The following is a 20,458-nucleotide window of genomic DNA, read 5'->3' as shown; positions in this document are numbered from 1 at the left end:
AAGGTCTTGCCTACATCATGAATTTCATGATGCTCAGATACCGACTTTTTAATAAAAGTGTATTGACGATATCTGACACATAACATTGCTGTTATGTTTGGAGGAGGCTACTCCCCTTGTCAAACTAAATTCTGTTTTGGATAAAACATATCCAACTACGTATAGAATGGCAGATTTTTTAGTATTACGCAACTGAACTTAATTTCGTGGTTTTTAACACTAAAAGGGTTCTAGGGGTTATTTAATTAAACCTCGATCTAAAAGCGGTTTACATATGATCTGGTAAAGGTGAATAAAGAATGCGGTTAAGCGCGTGCCGTAGGCATTCCAGAAGTAATATCCGGCTGTATTTACCAATAGCGCTACAATAAAAGCGCCCAACATATCTAAAGGGAAATGCACACCTAAATAAATACGTGACCATGCCACGACAAATGACAAGGATAGAAGAATTATTCCAATCAGTTTGCGCTGAGCAAATAAATAAGACAGGGCGATAGTGCTGAAAATCAGCATATGATTACTTGGAAAAGATGCCGTTGGTGCATGTTCAATAAAAGTAGTACCAACACCCATCACAAACGGTCTTGCGTGATGGTAAAACAGAGAAATAACATAGCCCACTAAAAGCGACACGCAGGTCAAAAAGACAGATTTAACAACCCTATTTTTTAAATCTTGGTCGCCATAGAACCATAAAAATGTAAGGATGAATAAAAGAATATATAGGAGATCATTAGCAAAAAAGATAGCAAGACGAATGATAAATTGACTCGCATCCTGAGCCCCATTAATAACATGGAATAAGCTAAGGTTGAGTGTTTCTAAAGACATTCATATTCCAAATGAGAACAAAAACGTGAGCTATGATAAAGAATTAAGCTTAATGTCTTGATAAAGAATTGTCACAAAAATGAAATATAGTTTGTTTGTGAGTAAAGATTAAACAGCTTAGAACGATAATTTTTAATGCGTGATCTGGGCGTTGATATTAAAGTGCTAACGTGTTGGCATTTTATTCGAGAACGTTATTTTATGACTACTCAAGAAAAACAGAAAAAATTAAGTTTGAGGCCTTTATCTCCAAGAGATCCAGAACAGCCGCATAGAGCAGCGACTCCCCTCGAATTATTGTTCGATTTAATTTTTGTGGTCGCGATTGCAACAGCAGGTCAGCAGTTACACCACGCCATTATTGAAAATCATCTATGGCATGCGTTACCAAGCTACTTGATGGTATTTTTTGCGCTGTGGTGGGCATGGATGAATTTTTCATGGTTTGCTTCAGCTTACGATAACGACGATGCGTTGTATCGATGCCTCACCTTTGTACAAATTGTGGGTTCATTGGTGATGGCAGCAGGCATTCCCGATGTATTTCATAGTCAGGATTTTGACGTAATGATCATCGGTTATGTCATCATGCGAATGGCACTCGTTACCCAGTGGTTGCGTGCAGCAAAATACGATCCTGCTCGACGTATTACGGCTTATCGTTATGCAATAGGGATTGTACTGGTACAGATTGGTTGGTTAGTTGCCAATTTTACCCATGTACTTTCGGCCCCTTTATTTTTATTTCTGGCTGCGATGGAGCTATTTGTTCCCTACTATGCAGAAAAATATTCACCTACGCCGTGGCATCCACATCATATTGTAGAGCGTTATGCCCTGCTTACGATTATTGTGTTGGGTGAGTCAATTATTGGTAGCTTTAATGCGATCCGCGATGCGCTGACTGCTCAATCTATTAATATTCCTGCCGTTTTCTTAATGATCGGTGGGTTAATGCTTATGTTCGCGATGTGGTGGGCTTATTTTGACCGTAGTGAACAGCATCACCATTTGAAAGGTGTGCGCCCGTTTGTATGGGGATATGGTCATTACTTTATTTTTGTGAGTATTGCTACGGTGGGTGCTGCGCTTGCTGCTGCTGTGGATGTCACAACCCATCATGCACATATTTCCGATTTATATATGGGAATAGTCGTTGCGGTGAGTGTAGTGCTCTATACCACCTGCATTTGGGTGCTATATGAATTTGAATGTTTAGAGGGAATCAGCAAATGGTTTTACCCTATTACGGCCCTCATCATTTTATGTATTCCGTTTATTTGTAATAACGTGGGATATAGCGTTTTTGCGATGGGTATTGTCTATAGTTTACGTTTAATGGTTTCTAATAAATTTATAGAAAATATAGAGCCAGAGAAGGTTTAAAACGGCTGAATAAAAAAACGGGTTTCAATTTGAAACCCGTTTTTTTATTGAATAATTAAAAGCAAAAGTTAAGCAGCTTTTGCTTTTAATGCATTCATTAATTTTTGATGTAATCCACCAAAGCCACCATTAGACATAATCACGACGGCATCGCCCTCACCTGCTTCATTGACAATACGTTCAATAATTTCATCAAGTGAACGGCTAACTTGAGCATGGTTAGACGCAGCTTCAATCACGGGTTGTAAATCCCAATCTAAACCTTCTGGTTGATACCAGATGACTTCGTCTGCTAAGCGTGCTGAGTGTGCTAAGCCATCTTTATGGCTCCCCATACGCATTGTGTTTGAACGTGGTTCGATAATGGCCCATAAACGGCGTTCACCTAAGCGTTTACGTGCACCATCTAAAGTCGTGTCAATTGCAGTTGGATGGTGAGCAAAGTCATCATAAACCTCAATATCATTGACTGTGCCAAGCAACTCCATACGACGTTTCACACCGCCAAAGTTAGACAAAGCTTCACAAGCTTGTTCAAGCGCCACACCCACATGCTGAGCGGCTGCAATCGTTGCCAAAGCATTAGCTACGCTATGTTGCCCTGTCATGCTCCATTTCACTTCGCCAACGATATTGCCATTTTCTAATACTTTAAAATGGCTGCCATCAATTGAAATGAGTTCGGCAGATAAGGCGGCTTTTTCATTTGCTTCTAGACTTGTACGAATGACTGGTGTCCAGCAGCCCATTTCAAGTACTTCATCAATATGAGTTTCAGTAATTGGCGCAATAATACGGCCTTCACTTGGAATGGTACGAACAAGATGATGGAACTGCTTTTGAATAGCTGCTAGGTCATCAAAAATATCGGCGTGGTCAAATTCAAGGTTGTTTAAAATCGCCGTTTTTGGGTGATAGTGAACAAACTTAGAGCGCTTATCAAAGAAAGCTGAGTCATATTCATCGGCTTCAACGCAGAAGTATTTGCCGCCACCTAAACGAGCGCTTTCACTAAAACCAAGTGGAACACCACCAATTAAAAAGCCTGGGTTTAAACCCGCCTGATCAAGTACCCAAGCCAGCATGGTTGTAGTCGTGGTTTTACCGTGAGTACCAGCTACACCAATTACATGTTTACCTTGTAAAACATGGTCAGCAAGGAACTGTGGACCAGAAATATATGGCAGACCTTCGTTAAGCATATATTCCACAGCATCAATACCACGTTTCATGGCATTTCCAACAATCACTAAATCTGGATGAGGCTGCAAATGACTACGGTCATAGCCTTGCATGAGGGTAATACCTGCATTTTCTAACTGGGTAGACATTGGCGGGTAAACGTTTAAGTCGGAACCGGTTACCTTATGCCCTAAATCACGAGCTAAAAGTGCTAAAGAGCCCATAAAAGTGCCACAAATACCCAAGATATGCAGATGCATTGCTCGCCTTCTCCACTGCTTCTATACACAGCACGTCAAGTGTCTGCGCGTTCATTATTGATAAATTTGGCAGCAACGATAGCAAGGCTAAACGGGAAAAGATAGTCAAAAATCGTTGTTGTTCTATGTGTTTGAGGCCCTTATAAAAGTACAGCTTTATTTTTTGTATTTAAGCTGAATTACAGTTTTATCTTTTATAATGTTTTGTATCTTTAATAATACTTAAATCATCGTGATGATGAGGGATGTGCCTTTGAGCCCAACGGTTTTAGCTTTTACGCTATTAATTATTTCTAACTGTTTTATGACACTTGCATGGTATGGGCACCTCAAATTTTTGCACCATGCCCCACTCTGGCAAGCGATCTTATTCGGTTGGATTATTGCCTTGCTTGAATACAGTTTTATGATTCCTGCTACTCGTATGCTGAGTGCTCAAGGCTGGTTACTCGGTGAAATGAAGATCACGCAGGAAGTGGTTACGCTGATTGTGTTTGTACCGTTTATGATTTTCTTGTTTAAACAACCATTTAAACTGGATTACTTGTGGGCGATGTTATGTCTATTTGGCTGTGTTTATTTCGTATTTAGAAGCCAATAATTTGCAATGGCTTGTATTGAATAATTGATTCTATACAAGCCATTATTTTCTAAATACCTGATTATCTTGCTGGGTGTTTACACGCTTTTTTTAGAATTTTAGAAAATTGTTGATCTCTTGGCGTTGGATCTTCATAGTCAAAAGCATAATTACTGTCTGTTGTGGTTGTACTCAAAGCGCCGTCCGGCTCAAAATTAGACATGGCATAACCATAGGTCTGATCGTCACAGTAAATTCGATATTCAGTAATTGAATATACATTTCCTGCCTCAGTTGCACCAAGATAATAACCAGTCATAAGAACTGGTTCTCTCTCATCAGTAGCAGATGTTCCCGTGACGATAAATTTCTCTTGGACTTTGCCAGTTAATGCTCCACTTTTGATTTCTCCGTTATAACCTTTTTCTTTATTTAAAGTTTTAATGGTTTTTTGAAATTCACCGATGTTTAAATTTACTAAGGCCGCGTAACTCGTTGTTGTGCAAAGTGTGAGTGTTACGACTCCAAGAAATTTTTTCATTATTAAGCTCTTATTGATTTCATTAAGCGCGTTATATTAATAAAATTTGAGAATGTGTCACTGTTAAACCATGACATTTTTTTATGAGATTAAAAATATTCGCAGAGCTGGTCAGTTAAATTTTCGTGAGATGAAAAATCAGTCTATAATAATGGGCTTCCGAACCATTTAAAACTTGGCTCTCGTCGAGATTTATCTTCTTTTACTTTTGTCTCTGGAACATTAGCAATGAATGCGGCCGCAGCACAAGACGCTCAACCTCTCGTTGGAATTATTATGGGTTCTCAATCTGATTGGGCAACTCTCGAAAACACAGCCAATATGCTTAAACAGCTTGGTGTCCCATTTGAAGCGGAAGTGGTATCTGCTCATCGTACTCCAGATCGTTTATTTGAATATGCAGAAACTGCGCGTGATCGTGGTATTCAAGTGATTATTGCTGGTGCTGGTGGTGCAGCGCATTTACCTGGAATGTGTGCCGCAAAAACTGATTTACCAGTTTTAGGTGTGCCAGTTAAATCATCAATTTTAAATGGCGTAGATTCTTTGCTTTCAATCGTACAAATGCCAGCTGGTATCGCAGTAGGTACTTTAGCGATTGGTCCAGCAGGTGCGACGAATGCAGCAATTATGGCGGCACAAATCTTAGGTTTAACTCGTCCTGAAATCGCAAAAAATGTTGCTGATTTCCGTGCTGCGCAAACTGATAAAGTTGCAAGCAAAAATATTCCGGGTCAGGTGTAAGAGGCTGAGATGGATAAAACTATCGGTATTTTTGGTGGTGGGCAACTGGGTCGAATGATGGCTCAAGCGGCGTTACCATTAAATATTCAGTGTACTTTTTTTGAAGCAAATACAGATTGTCCAGCAGGTGTTTTAGGCCAAGTCTTTTCTAGCCAAGATGAGCAAGGTTTAAAGCAGTTTATTGAAAGTGCTGATGTTTTTAGTCTTGAGTTTGAAAATACACCAGTTGAAGATGTTGATGTTTTAACACAAACCAAAGCATTGCACCCTCCCCGTGTTGCTTTAGCGACTGCGCAAAATCGCTTGTCAGAAAAAGCATTGTTTGATGAACTTACTATTCCTGTTGCGCCGTATCGTGCTGTAGATAGCTTAGAAAGTTTGAAAAAGGCTGTTGCTGAGCTTGGTTTGCCGATTGTGCTTAAGACTGCAACTGGTGGATATGATGGTAAAGGTCAGTTTGTACTTCGTTCAGAAGACCAGATTGACACCGCGTGGGCTGAACTTGGTCCTGCAAAAAGTCTAGTTGCCGAAAGCTTTGTTAAATTCTCTCGCGAAGTTTCAATTATTGCGGTGCGCGGCCAAAATGGTGAAGTAAAAACTTGGCCATTGGCTGAAAATCACCACCATAATGGCATTTTATCGCATTCAATTGTTCCAGCACCGAATAGTGAAGCTTTACAGCCTGTTGCTCAAGACTACATTACACGGTTGTTGAATCACCTCAACTATGTTGGTGTGTTGACTCTAGAGCTGTTTGTGACAGAACAAGGTTTGTGTGCAAATGAGATGGCACCACGTGTGCATAACTCAGGTCACTGGTCAATTGAAGGCGCTGTCTGTTCTCAGTTTGAAAACCATATTCGAGCTGTTACAGGTCTTCCATTAGGTTCAACAGACGTTGTTCGTCCAACGGTCATGATCAATATTATTGGTCAGCATCCTAAAACTGAAGATGTACTTGCCTTAAATGGTGCTCATCTACATCTTTATAACAAGTCAGAACGTGCTGGTCGTAAGTTAGGTCATATCACTTTAATGCCTGTGGATAGTAATGAATTGACGACGTTATGCCGTCAATTGGCGAAAATTTTGCCAGAACCACTCGCTCTAACAGCAGATATGACCCTCTAAATACTTTTGATTTTGCAAAAAAGCGATCTTCGGATCGCTTTTTTTATCTTTTAAATTTAAAAAATAATAAATCATAAGTATTTGGGGTTTGTGGATAACTTTTTACGTGAATTTTTGAATTTAAATATTGGTGGTGTTTTTAAATTTAAAAAAGTGAAAGCAAGTTTTTTACATTGTTTTGAATTTAAAGTTAGTTATCTACAAGAGAGTTTGATTTATAACAGATGGTTAGTGCTATATTTTTTGAATTCAAAACTAATGGTGTTTGTTGAAATGTTTTAAATTTAAAATAACGTGGCGAGTTTGAATTTAAAACATGGGCTGATTTTTGAATTTAAAAATACAGATTGTTCGGTTGATTGGATTTGCCGTGTCATAAAGAATGATGAAATATAGAGTAGAATCAATAAATAGTACTGTTTTTGCTTGGTTGTGGATAAGTTTATCCACAGAAATACCTGTTTTATAGTTTAAATTTAAAATAAGGTTTTTGAATTTAAACTATACGCTATTATTTTGAATTCAAAACTGGTGGTGCACACTGGTCGAAGTTTTAAATTCAAAATAAAGTGGAAAATTTGAATTTAAAACAATGGAAATGAATTTAAAGAAGAGATTATGAATTCAAATTTACGTTTTCTCTCTGAAATTTTAGACTCATAATGGTATGGTACTTAAAAATTTAAATTCAAAAATTGAAACTGGGATAATATGCGACGTTTTTCTTGTATTGTTGGCTCTGTATTTTTAGCAATGACTCAGGCTCAAGCAGAGCTCGTAATTAATGGTTCTACAATATCTAGCAGTGCCACTGTTCCGGCAGTGACTAACGAAAATTATACGCCTAATAATAATTTCCAAAGTTGTTTGGCAAATTTACGCTCTCAAGCGGTTGCTGCTGGAGTCTCTGGTACAACCTATGATCGTTATACTCAAAACTTAACTCCAGATTATTCGGTTATTGATAAATTAAATTATCAACCAGAATTTTCGACGCCTATTTGGGATTATCTTTCTGGCTTAGTCGATGAAGAGCGTGTTGAGCTTGGAAAACAAAAGTTGGCGCAATATCGCGATGTTTTAAATCGTGCTTCTCAAACCTACGGCGTACCACCAGAAACAATTGTGGCAGTGTGGGGTGTTGAAAGTAATTTTGGTGATATTTCTGGAAAATATCCTTTATTACAAGCACTCGGAACTTTAAGTTGTGAAGGTCGCCGACAAAGTTATTTCCGTACTGAATTTTTTGCCACCATGCGTATTTTACAGCGTGGTGACTTAACCGAAGATCAACTGAAAGGTTCATGGGCTGGTGCATTTGGTCATACCCAATTTATGCCATCGACCTATGAACGTTTAGCTGTTGATTTTGATGGAGATGGTCGTCGAGACTTAGTGTCTAGTACAGTTGATGCATTGGCTTCAACGGCTAATTTCTTAAATAAAGCAGGTTGGCAAGCAGGAATGCCATGGGGTTTCGAAGTAAAAGTTCCCCAAGGTATGTCAATTGATGGAGAAGGGCGACGCTCAAAGAAAGCTTTGAGTAGCTGGAGTGCGCGAGGTGTTACTCGAATTGATGGCTCTCCACTTGTTCAAGGAGCTTTATCTAGTAGTACTTCGGCAGGTTTAATGGCACCAGCAGGCGTAAATGGTCCAGTATTCTTAGTATTTAAGAATTTTGATGCTATCTATAGTTATAACGCTGCGGAAAGTTATGGTCTTGCAATTGCTCATCTATCTGATCGTTTAAAAGGCGCTCGTCCTTTTGCGACATCTTGGCCAACTGATGATCCAGGAACTTCACGAGCAGAACGTCGTGAAATCCAACAGTTTTTGATTAATCGCGGCTACGATATTGGTGCGGTTGATGGTCTTATTGGGGATAAAACCCGTGTGGCTATTCGTCAAGAGCAAACTCGTTTAGGTTTAAATCCAAGCGGACGAGCAGGGCAACAAATCTTACGCGCATTCCGTCAAGAACAAGCCCAAAAAATGATGCAATAAACTGAAAATAATAAAAAGGTCTGCGCATGCAGACCTTTTTTATAAGCACTTGTATAAGATTGCTAATCTAATTTAACTGCTTCCAATATATCAAAAATAACTGAAGTGACATCTTGGCTTAAATCTCGATCATTAAAGATTTCATACGCAGTGATCGTAACATCTGTATCACTTGGTAATTGCTTTTGTTCTTCTTCAATTAAATGTTCAATCGGTAGCAGAGTCTGTTTCACTTCAAGATGCAAAATATCTTTGTATTCAATATTTTCATCTTCAAGCTCGATTTCATGCTCATTGAAAAAGGGGATTAGAATAGAATGAAGATACGGTTTGATTTCAATAATATCAAACAGTTCAATATCGCGTGTTTGTTCAATTGTGCTGATATGATCATTTACTTCAATCAGGATATGATAGTAACTCATCTTGATCTCCATTCTATTTTCGTTAGCTCTTATGACCACAATAACATGACTTTGATATGAATTTCGATGTATCTATCTAGAAATAGATACATCATTTTATATCAAGTTATTAATTATTGAGGTAAAGCACTCAATAGATCACGATCAGCATCGGTAAGGCCAGTGATTTTTCTGTCACCATCTTTACGAACTGAGTACATCAATGCATTTGGCTGATCACTGTGTTTTAAACCAAGTGCATGTCCTAACTCATGAGCAATCGTCAAACGTAAATCATCAATAGACTTGAACTCATAAATCACAATTTGTTTGCCGTTGTAGATACCTTTTTTAAAGACATCTGCTTGAGCATTTTGCTTAAATTCGTTTAATGAATTATTAAACTCATTATTAATCTGATTAAAATGAGTAACTTTGACATTTAAATCTTTAGCTTGCTCATTATATGCAGCAATTTCTTTCTTTAAAGCAACAGTTTGCTTTTGCAAATCTTTCTGGGTTTTAGCCAAAGATTTAGCACTATATTCAGGTGCTAATTTGCCTTGGTTAAGTTGCATCATTTGCTGGTCAAGATTTTTCAATTTGCCATTCAAAATCTGCTTTTTATTTTCAAGGTCAGATTGAGTTTGACCAAGGGTTTGCTTCAATTGCTTAATTTGTTGCTGTTCATCAATTACACGTTGCTGTTCTTGCTGGAACTGAGCTGCAATTTTTTGACGCTGTTCAGAACGACTTTGACCATTATCGTAAACTAGACGAATTTCTAACTTTGCATTTGGATCATAAGTAAAATAATCCTGCCCAGTGCCTTGTTTCCAAATATCCGCAGCTTGTTGGCTAATCTGAATCAATTGATCTTGGCTCAAACCAAAACGTGGATCAATTTCAGCAATTTTATAAGTCAGGTGCTGACCCGCTTTTTGCTGAATTTGAGTATGAGCTGGAGTGGCAAGATTAGCATTAGCCTGAAAATTAGAAAAAGCAAAGGCTACGCCTAGTAACAAAGATGTTAAACGCATAATAGAAGAGGGGGAGATTTTAAAAAAAACGTATTATAAGAATATAAAGTGAAAAATCAATCAAAAAACATACAATTCAGATAAATAAATGCGACTTTAGTCTCATTAGTTTTTACCAAATGCAAAATTATTTTTTAGATAAAATTCAATATGTTTAGTTTTATTTAGTTTTTTTAATTATTTAACTTTAATGATTTTCCTTAATTGAACTATAAATTGAGCTTAATAACTCTAAATCTGAATTTGTTAATTTGAAATTATGAATATCTTGCTCTTTTAAACGGGGGTACATTAAAGATTTGGGATCAGTAGTATGTTTTAGTCCTAAAGCATGGCCAAACTCATGAGCAAGGGTCAAACGTAAATCATTTAAAGAAGCATAACCGTAAATTTGAATTTGGTTTTGACTGAATAAGCCTTTAAGAAAGGTCTGAATACTGGTTTTTTGTTCTAGCTTAAATTGTGTCATTAACGTTGTTAAATCGCTTTGCTCTTGATTTAGTTCTTTAATTTTTTTGTTAAGCATTTGAATTCTAAAATTTAAATTATTTGATTCATTTTGCAAATTTCCAGATATTTGCTGTAGTTGGTTTTGCCGCTCTTTTAATTCATCGGCAAGAGAGTATCGATGTTCCCCTTGGTTAAAGTGTGTTACGTCTCGTTGATAGTGTTCAAATTCAGCTTTTAGACTGATCTTTTTTTTGTTCAAATCAGATGATAGCTGATCAATTTCTTGTTTGTTTAAAATAATCTCTTCATTTTTAATGCGCCATTGTTCCTGCTTTTGTGAAAGAGCATTTAAATTTTCTTGCTGTTCACTTTTAATAATTTGATGATCATCATAAATTAAGTTAATTGTTAACTGCGCTTCTGAATCATAAGAAAAATAGGTTTTTCCCGTCTCTTTGTGCCAGATTTCAGCAGCTTGTTGGCTTACTTCAATAAGTTGTTCTTTAGTGAGCTGAAACCGTGGGTCAATAAAAGCAATTCGATACTTTAACGGTTGATTAGACGAAGCAATTGATAGATTACTTTGAGCAAAGCTCGTCGTTTGTAAGCCTATGCATAAACACAAGCTAAGTCCCCACCATAGAAATTTTTTCATGGCAAAATAAAAAATATAAATAAAATCTTATTGTTAGCTACTTAATTAATTTCGTCAAAATGATAAAAAATGCAGGAGAGTGGGAGAATTTGTGATCTGGCTATAAAAATTTAAAAAGATGTTTTTAGACTTGGCAATAATGGAATAATTAATGTAATAAGTAACAATGTCTTTTAGTTTATAAAATCTTTTTTATAATTAATAGATTAGTTTTTATCATTGATCTTTTTGACATTAAGATAATTAAAAATCTCCTTTAACAAGCTATTGTTATTTTTTGTAACCAATAAAAAACCGCGCCTAAGCGCGGTTTTTTATCAAAGAAACAAATTATTTTTTGTCATCTTTAACTTCAGTGAATTCAGCATCTTTTTTAAATAAAGGTTGGTAGAGGCTAGGTACAACTAAAATGCCCCAAATTAGTGTAGAGAGAATATTGCCTAGCTCATAAAAAATAGCACTTAGACCAGACATTAATGTCCAATAGTAACTCGGTAATAAATAAATGAGTAAAATTGGGAAAAAAGTATAAATATATAGTTTCCTCGCCCATTCTTTGAATAGAAGCAAACCAATGAATATGATCAAAAAAATAATTGAAAGAAGACAAGTAATGGCTAATTCCCAGTTTTGGGGATCTATTGATAACGTCTCATTGATTGAGATAAACGTTTCATCATAGGCATCAAATGTTGCACTAAAAATGGCGAAGAGTAGAGAAAAAATAAGCATTAATCTAAATTTGGTTTTTGTGATAATTGGTTCGATTTTCATTTTTTATAGCGTGATATTTTAATGTTTTAGATTATATATATAATATTGTATCTGTATCAAATTGATGTAGTCTGATTGGCTAAAGTTGAATGTACATAATCCTAGCAATTACTTGTCAACAATGTATACAGCTGCAGTAGTTAAGATACTGAAATAAAATGATTACCGATAAATAAAATGTGAAGGAAGTTACACGCCGAAAATACTTACTTGAAGCATCTCATTCAGCATGGAGTACAATTTCATCATCTGAGGCAAAATTTAAAAATCCAATACTTGAGAATAACAGGATTTATCTTAAAAAAAACCGCGCTTTCGCGCGGTCTTTTTTAAAGCGACAAATTATTTTTTGTCATCTTTTACTTCTGTGAATTCAGCATCTACAACGCCATCATCTGCTTTTTGTTGACCTGCATCGCCACCTTGGAATGCATTTGGATCAAAGCCTTCTGCACCACCAGCTTGCTGTGCTTGTTCATAAGCACGTTGAGTGATAGGCATTAAGATGTTTTGTAAAGCCTCAGTTTTAGCTTTGATATCTTCAACATCATTTTCTTTTGTTGCTGCTTCAAGTTCAGAAACCGCAGTACTTACAGCTGTTTTTTCATCTTCAGTAACTTTATCACCAAGATCTTTTACAGCTTTGTTCGAGCTTGAAATTAATGCATCAGCTTCGTTACGAGCTTTTGCAAGTTCTTCAAACTTACGATCTTCTTCAGCATTCGCTTCAGCATCTTTAATCATTGCTTCGATTTCAGCATCAGACAAACCTGAGTTTGCTTTAATCTGGATTGATTGCTCTTTACCAGTGCTCTTATCTTTAGCAGATACTTTCAAGATACCATCAGCATTGATGTCGAAAGATACTTCAATTTGTGGCACACCACGTGGAGCAGGTGGAATGTCGCCTAATTGGAAGTTACCCAACAATTTGTTTTGTTGAGCCATCTTACGTTCACCTTGGTAAACAGAAATGTCTACAGCAGGCTGGTTGTCAGCAGCAGTAGAGAACACTTGTGATTTCTTCGCAGGAATCGTCGTGTTTTTCTCAATGATTGGTGTTAATACACCACCCATTGTTTCAATACCTAAAGTTAATGGTGTTACGTCTAATAAAAGAACGTCAGTTTTGTCACCAGACAATACCGCACCTTGAATCGCAGCACCAATTGCAACTGCTTCATCAGGGTTCACGTCTTTACGTGGCTCTTTACCAAAGAATTCTTGTACTTTTTGTTGTACAAGTGGCATACGAGACTGACCACCAACCAAGATCACGTCAGAGATGTCAGAAGTCGAAAGACCAGCATCTTTAAGCGCGATACGGCAAGGCTCAATTGTACGAGCAACTAAATCAGCAACTAAACCTTCAAGTTTTGCACGTGTTACATTGATCACTAAGTGTTTAGGACCAGTTGCATCAGCAGTGATGTATGGAAGGTTGATTTCAGTTGCATTTGATGAAGAAAGCTCGATTTTTGCTTTTTCAGCAGCTTCTTTCAAACGTTGTAACGCAAGTGGGTCATTTTTCAAGTTCACACTTTGTTCTTTCTTAAATTCTTCAACCAAGAATTCAATTAACGCGTTATCAAAGTCTTCACCACCAAGGAAAGTATCACCATTTGTTGATAACACTTCGATTTGTTGGTCGCCATCAAGGTCTGCGATTTCAATGATTGATACGTCAAAAGTACCACCACCTAAGTCGTAAACAGCAATTTTACGATCGCCTTCTTTTTTGTCCATACCGAACGCAAGTGCAGCAGCAGTTGGTTCGTTAATGATACGTTTAACGTCTAAACCAGCGATTTTACCCGCATCTTTAGTTGCTTGACGTTGAGCATCGTTAAAGTAAGCAGGAACAGTAATAACTGCTTCTGTAACTGTTTCACCTAAATAGTCTTCTGCAGTTTTCTTCATCTTTTTCAAGATTTCAGCAGAGATCTGTTGAGGTGCTAATTTTTTATCGTTTACTTCTACCCAAGCATCACCATTGTCAGCTTTGATGATTTTATAAGGTACAAGGCCGATGTCTTTTTGTACCGCTTGATCTTCATAACGACGACCAATTAAACGCTTAATAGCGAATAATGTATTTTTCGGGTTAGTTACTGCCTGACGCTTAGCACTTTGACCCACTAAGATCTCGCCATCTTTATAAGCAATGATCGATGGAGTTGTACGTGTGCCTTCAGCGTTTTCGATTACTTTTACTTTATCGCCTTCAAGTACAGCAACGCATGAGTTGGTAGTACCTAAGTCAATACCAATAATTTTTGCCATGTGACGTTTTCCTCAAAAATTCTTTTGCAATGTTTTTGCTTGTTATCCGATATGAGAGTGAATCTATTTTTTTCAAGCGTTTTAGCGAAAAAAAATCTAAAAACTCTCAATTTTTTATTTATTGACCAACCATAACCATAGCAGGGCGCAATAAGCGACCATTTAAGGTATAGCCTTTTTGTAAAACGGTACCGATTTCATTCGCTTTAGCGTCTGGGGCAATGCCCACTGCTTGATGTAAATCTGCGTTGAAACCATTTTGAGTGTCAGCTTCTACAACACCAAATTTTTCCAGTGTAGTTAATAGTGACTTCAAGGTTAACTTAATACCCTCAAGTACAGGAGTTTCTTCATCACCCGCTGCTTGAATTGCACGCTCTAGATTGTCTACAGAATCCAGCAATTCTTTTGCAAATTTTTCAAGCACAGTTTCCTTATGCTTCTCAGACTCACGTTGAATACGCTCTACACTTTTTTGTGCTTCGTAAACAGCATTCGCTGTACGTGCTTTTTCAAGTTTAAGGCTTTCTTCTAATTTAGTGATTTGCGCTTGTAAAGATTCAACGGTAACGTCGTTTGCTTGCTCTCCACCTTCAGCCTGAGTTTGCTCATTAGATTGCTCTGCTTGCTCGTGTTGAATGTCTTGAGCTTGCTCGTTTTGCTCATTAGCCATTGATGATCTCCGTTTAAATGGGTTTTTAAACATGTACAGTCCTTTTTGGCATCAGTATTTACTGTGTAAAATCTGAACTGCCATGCATATGCTGTAATTCATTAATAGGTATGAAGTATGGGCACTGCCTAAAAATTCAAGCGTACACGACAATTTAAAGCTTTTAATTTTGCGGTTTTAAGTAAAAATCTAAATTTTCGATCATAAAAGCAATAAATTCCTGAGTTATTTTGGGTAAATGCTGCCTAGATGCATATACCACTGACAGACTTAATTCCGGAGCTGAAAAGTTTTTAAATAAAGGAACTAGTCGTTTTTCTTTTAAATCTTTTTTAACTAATAGTGAAGGCAACATAGCTACACCCTGAGCATGTAGACACATATCATAAACAGCATTTACATCATTACTTTTAAAGGTAACGTTTAAAGGATAATTCTGTGGTTGTTGCTCTTCATCAAAAAGAGTCCAGTATTGATGCTGGCTATGGTGAGCTAAACATTCGTATTGAATAAGTTGTCTTGGGTGAGAGAGAGGGCTGTGCTGTTTTAAATAGTCTGGATGAGCACAAAATACCGATTCGATCTGACAAACTGGCCTTGCAATTAATCCATCTGCAACTTTTTGGGTTATACGCAAAGCTAAATCGACTTGTGCATCAATCAAGTCAATTGTATTTTCAGTAAGATATACATCAAATTGAATATGTGGATGTTGCTTTTTAAATTGACGAATACATTCGCCAACACCTAATTGAAATAAAAATAAACCACAAGTAAAACGAATCGTACCGTTATGTTGTTCGGGTGCTGCTAGCTCTTGTAAAAGTTGTTGTTGTTGTAAAATATTTTCGCAGTAGAGTAGAGCTTTTTCACCTGCTGGAGTGAGAGATATTTTTCGGGTATTCCGCTGAAATAGTCGAGTTGAGAATGTATGCTCTAGGTGTTCAAGATAGCGAGAAACCATGGCACGGGAATAATTAAGATGTTCTGCTGCTTTGGTTAAATTGCCATGCTGAGCAATAGAAACAAAGACTTGTATGGCTTTTAATGTGTCCATATGCTTTATCATTATTACAATTTATGCAACAGTTTATCTTAGTTTAGTGCATTTACCTTACAGAAATTGCAATTTAAAGTATTCCTTATGAAATTGGAGAATACATAATGAAATTTTTTAAATTAACTGCTTCGGCTCTAGCAACTGCTACAGCTTTGACGATGGCTTCCTCAACTTTTGCACAAGATCTAAAAATCCAAAGTTTTCTGGCTAAACCAGAACATTTTGGGGTGACTTCTACTTTAATTGAAGGTGATAAAGAAGTTCTATTGGTTAATGCGCAATTCTCAAAATCTGAAGCATTACGTATTGCTGCCGATATTCTCGATAGCGGTAAAACGCTAAAGACAATTTTCGTAAGTTATGGTGATCCGGACTATTACTTTGGTTTAGATGTATTTAAACAGTACTTCCCAAATGTACAAATCATCGCAACGCCGGAAACTGTTAAACATATTCAAGATACTCAAGCCCTTAAAGTGAAGTATTGGGGTCCACAAATGGGTGCAAATGCTCCTAGCCAAATTATTTTGCCTCAAGCTTATACTGCTAAAACTTTAAAGTTAGAGAATGAGTCAATCGAAATTAAAGGTAAGAAAGAACTCACTTATTTATGGATTCCTTCTTCAAAAGCAGTAGTAGGTGGTATTCCTGTATCTTCAGGTATTCATTTATGGATGGCAGATACACCAAAAGTTAAAGATCGCAATGAAGTAATTCAAACTTTAGAAAGCATTAAAGCACTACAGCCTCAAACAGTTGTTCCAGCACATATGGTTGAGGGAGCTCCACAAGGTTTGGATGCGGTTAACTTTTCGATCGACTATCTCAAGAGCTATGAGAAAGCGGCTAAAGTAAGTAAAAATGCTAGCGAATTGAGTCAGCTCATGCAAAAACAATATCCAACATTAAAAAGTGTGGATAGCCTAGAGCTAGGTGCAAAAGTTGTAAAAGGCGAGATGCAATGGCCGTAATTTAAATCGGAATATAATAATTTTTTAGAGAAGCCGTGGTCTATACCCGGCTTTTTTAATGCGAAAAGGAATTTTTAATCAAAAAAACCTCTGTAACATTCTACGCACCTTATATAGTGTTTCTATAAAGAGAATTTTTTTGAGTAGAGCAAAAGGCTCAGATAAAAATTAAAAATTGATAAAATTAAACAAAAGCTTAAGTTGCTACTTTTATATAAAAGATAGAGATGAAGCTAAGGAAGAGAATTTAATAAAAAATTGCACAATTTGTACTTCTATTACTACAAAAGACAACCAATGATACGCACGCCAGAAAAAAAAATTGTGAATTATAGGCAGCGCGAAGATGAACTTTGCATTTAAGTGTTTGTCGTAATGAAAGGAAAGCGATTATGAAAAAATTAGGTCTTATCTCTGTAGTACTTGCTGGTGTTGCTTTTACAGCTGTTGGTTGTGCATCTGAAGCTGGTTTAAACGCATCAGGTTCTGCTCAAACAAGTGCTAGCCCATCTGGCGTACAAGCAGGTGTAGGTGTAGATGCTGGCGTTTCTGGTCAAGCACAACCAGGTCAAGTTGATGCTGGTGCTTCTGGTTCTGTTTCAGGTTCTGCAACAGCTCAGTAATTCTTAGCGATAAGAACAGTTAAAAGGTTATAGAGTCATATATTTAAGATGCCGATTTATGTATGAAGTGAGCTGCTACTCATTACTCTATAATTAAGAGAGTTTAGAATTCTCAAAAAAGCCCCAAAAGACGTAGCTTATTGGGGCTTTTTATATAGTAATGAATTTAGTCATCATGACGAGAATCTCGACGATTATGATCACGATCTTCTACCCGTTTTTTATCCCACTCGTGGCGTCTTTTATCGTCATCACGGTGTTTTTTATCCTCGTCATGGCGTCTTTTATCCCATTCATGACGGTTTCGATCTTGTTCGCGAGCAACTCTTCGTTGTTGTTCATATATTCTTTGACGTTCTTCCCAGCGTTTTCGTTCCCAATCATTATATCGACGTCCATCATTGCGATCATAGCGATTAGTATCTGGGTAACCATACCCACCACGATAAGAAGGGTCATCCGTATAAGCAACACAGCCTACAGTTAAGAGACTGGTTGCTAATAAAGTAACAACTAGTTTTGTTGACATAATCTTACCTCTTTTTGTCTGTTAACAATAATTGGCAAAAAACTCCTGCTTGAAACGACAGATTTGTTAATGACATTTGCTTTAAATCAGATTAGCGTAATTTAGTTTTTACCTTTGTATCTTGATTACATGAGTTGTATGCGAATATAGTCAAACAGCAACAGAATTCTGTAGAAAATATGAAGGATAAGAGGAATTCATGGAGATAGGCATGACAGCATTTAATCAAAAAATTCAAACATTGCTAGATAAGGGCCAAGGGCCCGCTGCTCGAGCTCTTGATAAGTTACCTCGATTAGCTCAAGAATCACTTGCCAAAATTCTTGGGTATTCTTACCAATATCCTGACTTGGACTCATTTACTAAATGTCTGATGGCTGTACAAATTAAGCAGGGGCGTATCGGTTTTATTGGTCCAGATCCAATTGAATCCAGAAGGCAGTTTGATACGCAAATGTTGGCTATACGCCAGAAATCAACAGAGATTGATTCAGTAGAAGATATTCGTTTACCTCTTCAAAGTGGAACCGTTTTCGCGAGACACTATCATCCCGCATCTAATAAAAAATTACCTCTTCTTGTTTTTTATCACGGAGGGGGATTTGTTGTGGGTGGATTAGATACTCATGATGAGGCGTGTCGTATATTGGCAAAATATGCAAAAGTACAAGTACTCAGTATTGATTATCCTCTTGCGCCTGAGGTTTCTCCTCAACATTTAATCCAGTCTTGTGAAGATGCTTTGGCTTGGGTATATCAAAATCGTAGACAATTAAAAATATTAAAAGGTCGAATTGCGGTAGCGGGTGATAGTGCAGGTGGAAACATTAGTACAGTCGTGGCTCAAAGATCAGTAAATAAGCCTTATGCTCCACAGGCCCAACTTCTTATTTACCCTGCAGTCGATTTCAAGAGTCGACATCCATCCTTCTATGCCTATAACGAAGGATTGGTTTTGACAGATAAAGATATCAATAATGTCACTCAATATTATGCAACCCAGCATAACGTAGAATTAGATGATCCTATTATTTCTCCAACCTATGGAAACTTGAAGAAGAATCCACCGGCTTTTGTGATTACTGCTGGGCATGACGTATTACATGATGAAGGGAAAATCTATAGCTATAAGCTACGCCAAAATGGCGTCAAAATGCATTATGAAGAATATTCAGATCAAACGCATGGTTTTATAAATTTGACGCCTATTTCTAAAAAGGCCAAACGTAACACCATTGAGTTCAGTAAAAACTTTAGAAAATTTTGGGATAAAAATAGCTAAATAAAAGTTTGGTCCATGTTTCACGTGGAACGTGGACTCATACTCAAATCTAAAATATAAGGCTTTAAATAAAAGATAATAGATACTCACTAGAATTCTTTTATATAGACGATTAAATTTAACCTTTATTAAGTTTTGCATTTTACTGTAGGAAGATATGAAAAAATTATTAATGCTATGTTGCTTGGGTTTAAGCAGTCATTCAGTCTGGGCTGACACTTTAGTTGAAATGCAAACAAATTTAGGCAACATAGAAATACAACTTTATGATGAGAAAGCCCCAATCAGCGTCAAGAATTTTAAAAGCTATATAAAGTCGAACTTTTATAAAGATACGATATTCCATCGCGTAATTCCTGGTTTCATGGTACAGGGTGGTGGGCTTACTGCAAATATGCAGGAAAAGACCACTCGAGCACCAATCAAAAATGAAGCTGGAAATGGGATTGCTAACACACGCGGAACCTTAGCGATGGCTCGTACCGCAAATCCTGACTCTGCTACTAACCAGTTCTTTATTAATGTCGCAGATAATAGTTTTCTAAATCGCTCTGCTGGTAATGCTGGTTATGCAGTTTTCGGAAAAGTGATTAAAGGGATGGATGTGGTTGACCGTATTGTAAAAGTACCGACAATCACTGATGGAATGCATCAGAACGTTCCTAAACAACCTATTAAGATAATAGAAATGAAAATCAAAAAAGAATGAAAATAAAAGATTTTAATATTTATTGTTTATTATCAATAGTTTGATGTGATTTTCTTTCTTTTTTTGATTTTGGTTGGGTGAAAAAGAATCGATCAAACACATATATTTGGAAAAGTGCTTGCGTACCAATTTTTTTCCCCTATAATGCACTCATCCCGACGCGATACATGAGAATATCTTAGCTTACAGGGTTGAGATGAAAAGCTTAGTATTGCGTTGAATTCTGTCTCTGACGAAGAGCAGAAAGATCATTAAGAGATTATGAAGAACAACTTGTGTGGATTTTTACTGATTGATTGATCGAAATATTATCATTGATTGATTGGTTTAAATTACTCGAAGT

18 protein-coding genes and 2 pseudogenes are annotated in these 20,458 nt (G+C 36.9%); 9 read left to right on the top strand and 11 right to left on the bottom strand.

Features of this window, described 5'->3' with window-relative positions:
- Window positions 1–237: 237 nt before the first annotated feature.
- A complete protein-coding gene (locus ACLBWE_RS18665) occupies window positions 238–834 on the bottom strand; it encodes a phosphatase PAP2 family protein (protein ID WP_045437741.1) in 597 nt (198 codons plus the stop codon).
- A gap of 135 nt (window positions 835–969) precedes the next feature.
- On the opposite strand from ACLBWE_RS18665, the gene ACLBWE_RS18660 reads away from it, so the two are divergent.
- A complete protein-coding gene (locus ACLBWE_RS18660; RefSeq protein ID WP_427962812.1) occupies window positions 970–2,220 on the top strand; it encodes a low temperature requirement protein A in 1,251 nt (416 codons plus the stop codon).
- 68 nt (window positions 2,221–2,288) lie between these two features.
- On the opposite strand, the gene mpl is transcribed toward ACLBWE_RS18660, so the two are convergent.
- A complete protein-coding gene (gene mpl / locus ACLBWE_RS18655) occupies window positions 2,289–3,662 on the bottom strand; it encodes a UDP-N-acetylmuramate:L-alanyl-gamma-D-glutamyl-meso-diaminopimelate ligase (RefSeq protein ID WP_447604241.1) in 1,374 nt (457 codons plus the stop codon).
- 238 nt (window positions 3,663–3,900) lie between these two features.
- On the opposite strand from mpl, the gene ACLBWE_RS18650 reads away from it, so the two are divergent.
- Window positions 3,901–4,263, top strand: a complete 363-nt coding sequence (locus ACLBWE_RS18650; RefSeq protein WP_080547845.1) for a DMT family protein — start codon at window positions 3,901–3,903, stop codon at window positions 4,261–4,263.
- Between the two features lie 61 nt (window positions 4,264–4,324).
- On the opposite strand, the gene ACLBWE_RS18645 is transcribed toward ACLBWE_RS18650, so the two are convergent.
- Window positions 4,325–4,783: a hypothetical protein gene (locus tag ACLBWE_RS18645; RefSeq protein ID WP_132068660.1), complete on the bottom strand. Its 459-nt coding sequence runs from the start codon at window positions 4,781–4,783 to the stop codon at window positions 4,325–4,327.
- A 228-nt stretch (window positions 4,784–5,011) separates the two neighbouring features.
- Between ACLBWE_RS18645 and purE the strand changes: the two genes are divergently transcribed.
- From purE to ACLBWE_RS18630, 3 genes are all read left to right on the top strand, one after another.
- A complete protein-coding gene (purE, locus tag ACLBWE_RS18640) occupies window positions 5,012–5,527 on the top strand; it encodes a 5-(carboxyamino)imidazole ribonucleotide mutase (protein ID WP_002115451.1) in 516 nt (171 codons plus the stop codon).
- Between the two features lie 9 nt (window positions 5,528–5,536).
- Entirely contained in the window at window positions 5,537–6,658 is a 1,122-nt protein-coding gene (locus ACLBWE_RS18635) for a 5-(carboxyamino)imidazole ribonucleotide synthase (protein WP_447604240.1), read from the top strand.
- A 711-nt stretch (window positions 6,659–7,369) separates the two neighbouring features.
- On the top strand, window positions 7,370–8,662 hold the full coding sequence (locus ACLBWE_RS18630) for a lytic murein transglycosylase (protein ID WP_311085397.1): 1,293 nt from the start codon (window positions 7,370–7,372) through the stop codon (window positions 8,660–8,662).
- Window positions 8,663–8,724: 62 nt separating this feature from the next.
- Here ACLBWE_RS18630 and ACLBWE_RS18625 read toward each other — a convergent pair whose 3' ends face one another.
- The 7 genes and pseudogenes from ACLBWE_RS18625 to ACLBWE_RS18595 form a co-directional block, all read right to left on the bottom strand.
- The gene (locus tag ACLBWE_RS18625; RefSeq protein WP_003656007.1) at window positions 8,725–9,099 is read right to left on the bottom strand and encodes a hypothetical protein; all 375 of its coding nucleotides are present in this window, start codon (window positions 9,097–9,099) and stop codon (window positions 8,725–8,727) included.
- 101 nt (window positions 9,100–9,200) lie between these two features.
- Window positions 9,201–10,182 (bottom strand): annotated as a pseudogene (locus ACLBWE_RS18620) (M57 family metalloprotease).
- Between the two features lie 111 nt (window positions 10,183–10,293).
- Complete coding sequence (locus ACLBWE_RS18615; protein ID WP_447604239.1) at window positions 10,294–11,211, bottom strand: matrixin family metalloprotease; 918 nt, start codon at window positions 11,209–11,211, stop codon at window positions 10,294–10,296.
- A gap of 330 nt (window positions 11,212–11,541) precedes the next feature.
- Window positions 11,542–11,985, bottom strand: a complete 444-nt coding sequence (locus tag ACLBWE_RS18610; RefSeq protein WP_005037720.1) for a hypothetical protein — start codon at window positions 11,983–11,985, stop codon at window positions 11,542–11,544.
- A gap of 342 nt (window positions 11,986–12,327) precedes the next feature.
- Window positions 12,328–14,268, bottom strand: a complete 1,941-nt coding sequence (gene dnaK / locus ACLBWE_RS18605) for a molecular chaperone DnaK (protein ID WP_017387642.1) — start codon at window positions 14,266–14,268, stop codon at window positions 12,328–12,330.
- Between the two features lie 118 nt (window positions 14,269–14,386).
- Window positions 14,387–14,941 carry a nucleotide exchange factor GrpE gene (gene grpE, locus ACLBWE_RS18600; protein ID WP_003656003.1) on the bottom strand — a complete coding sequence of 185 codons (555 nt, stop codon included), beginning with the start codon at window positions 14,939–14,941 and terminating at the stop codon, window positions 14,387–14,389.
- A 128-nt stretch (window positions 14,942–15,069) separates the two neighbouring features.
- Window positions 15,070–15,998, bottom strand: a pseudogene (locus tag ACLBWE_RS18595) (LysR family transcriptional regulator).
- Window positions 15,999–16,105: 107 nt separating this feature from the next.
- On the opposite strand from ACLBWE_RS18595, the gene ACLBWE_RS18590 reads away from it, so the two are divergent.
- Together ACLBWE_RS18590 and ACLBWE_RS18585 are read left to right on the top strand one after the other, a co-directional pair.
- A complete protein-coding gene (locus ACLBWE_RS18590) occupies window positions 16,106–16,972 on the top strand; it encodes an MBL fold metallo-hydrolase (protein WP_348951889.1) in 867 nt (288 codons plus the stop codon).
- A 392-nt stretch (window positions 16,973–17,364) separates the two neighbouring features.
- Complete coding sequence (locus ACLBWE_RS18585; protein ID WP_000733015.1) at window positions 17,365–17,595, top strand: hypothetical protein; 231 nt, start codon at window positions 17,365–17,367, stop codon at window positions 17,593–17,595.
- Window positions 17,596–17,761: 166 nt separating this feature from the next.
- Here the strand turns inward: ACLBWE_RS18585 and ACLBWE_RS18580 are convergent, their stop codons facing one another.
- Window positions 17,762–18,124 (bottom strand): hypothetical protein, encoded by a 363-nt coding sequence (locus tag ACLBWE_RS18580; RefSeq protein WP_133748114.1) that lies wholly within the window; start codon window positions 18,122–18,124, stop codon window positions 17,762–17,764.
- Between the two features lie 211 nt (window positions 18,125–18,335).
- Between ACLBWE_RS18580 and ACLBWE_RS18575 the strand changes: the two genes are divergently transcribed.
- Both ACLBWE_RS18575 and ACLBWE_RS18570 read left to right on the top strand, forming a co-directional pair.
- Window positions 18,336–19,406, top strand: a complete 1,071-nt coding sequence (locus ACLBWE_RS18575) for an alpha/beta hydrolase (RefSeq protein ID WP_348951891.1) — start codon at window positions 18,336–18,338, stop codon at window positions 19,404–19,406.
- Window positions 19,407–19,563: 157 nt separating this feature from the next.
- Window positions 19,564–20,115, top strand: a complete 552-nt coding sequence (locus tag ACLBWE_RS18570) for a peptidylprolyl isomerase (RefSeq protein ID WP_348951893.1) — start codon at window positions 19,564–19,566, stop codon at window positions 20,113–20,115.
- Window positions 20,116–20,458: the final 343 nt, after the last annotated feature.

This window comes from Acinetobacter sp. M5A5_2a, from assembly GCF_053345265.1.
Note: the sequence above shows the minus strand (reverse complement) of the source record. Positions and strands in the feature narration are given on the sequence as shown.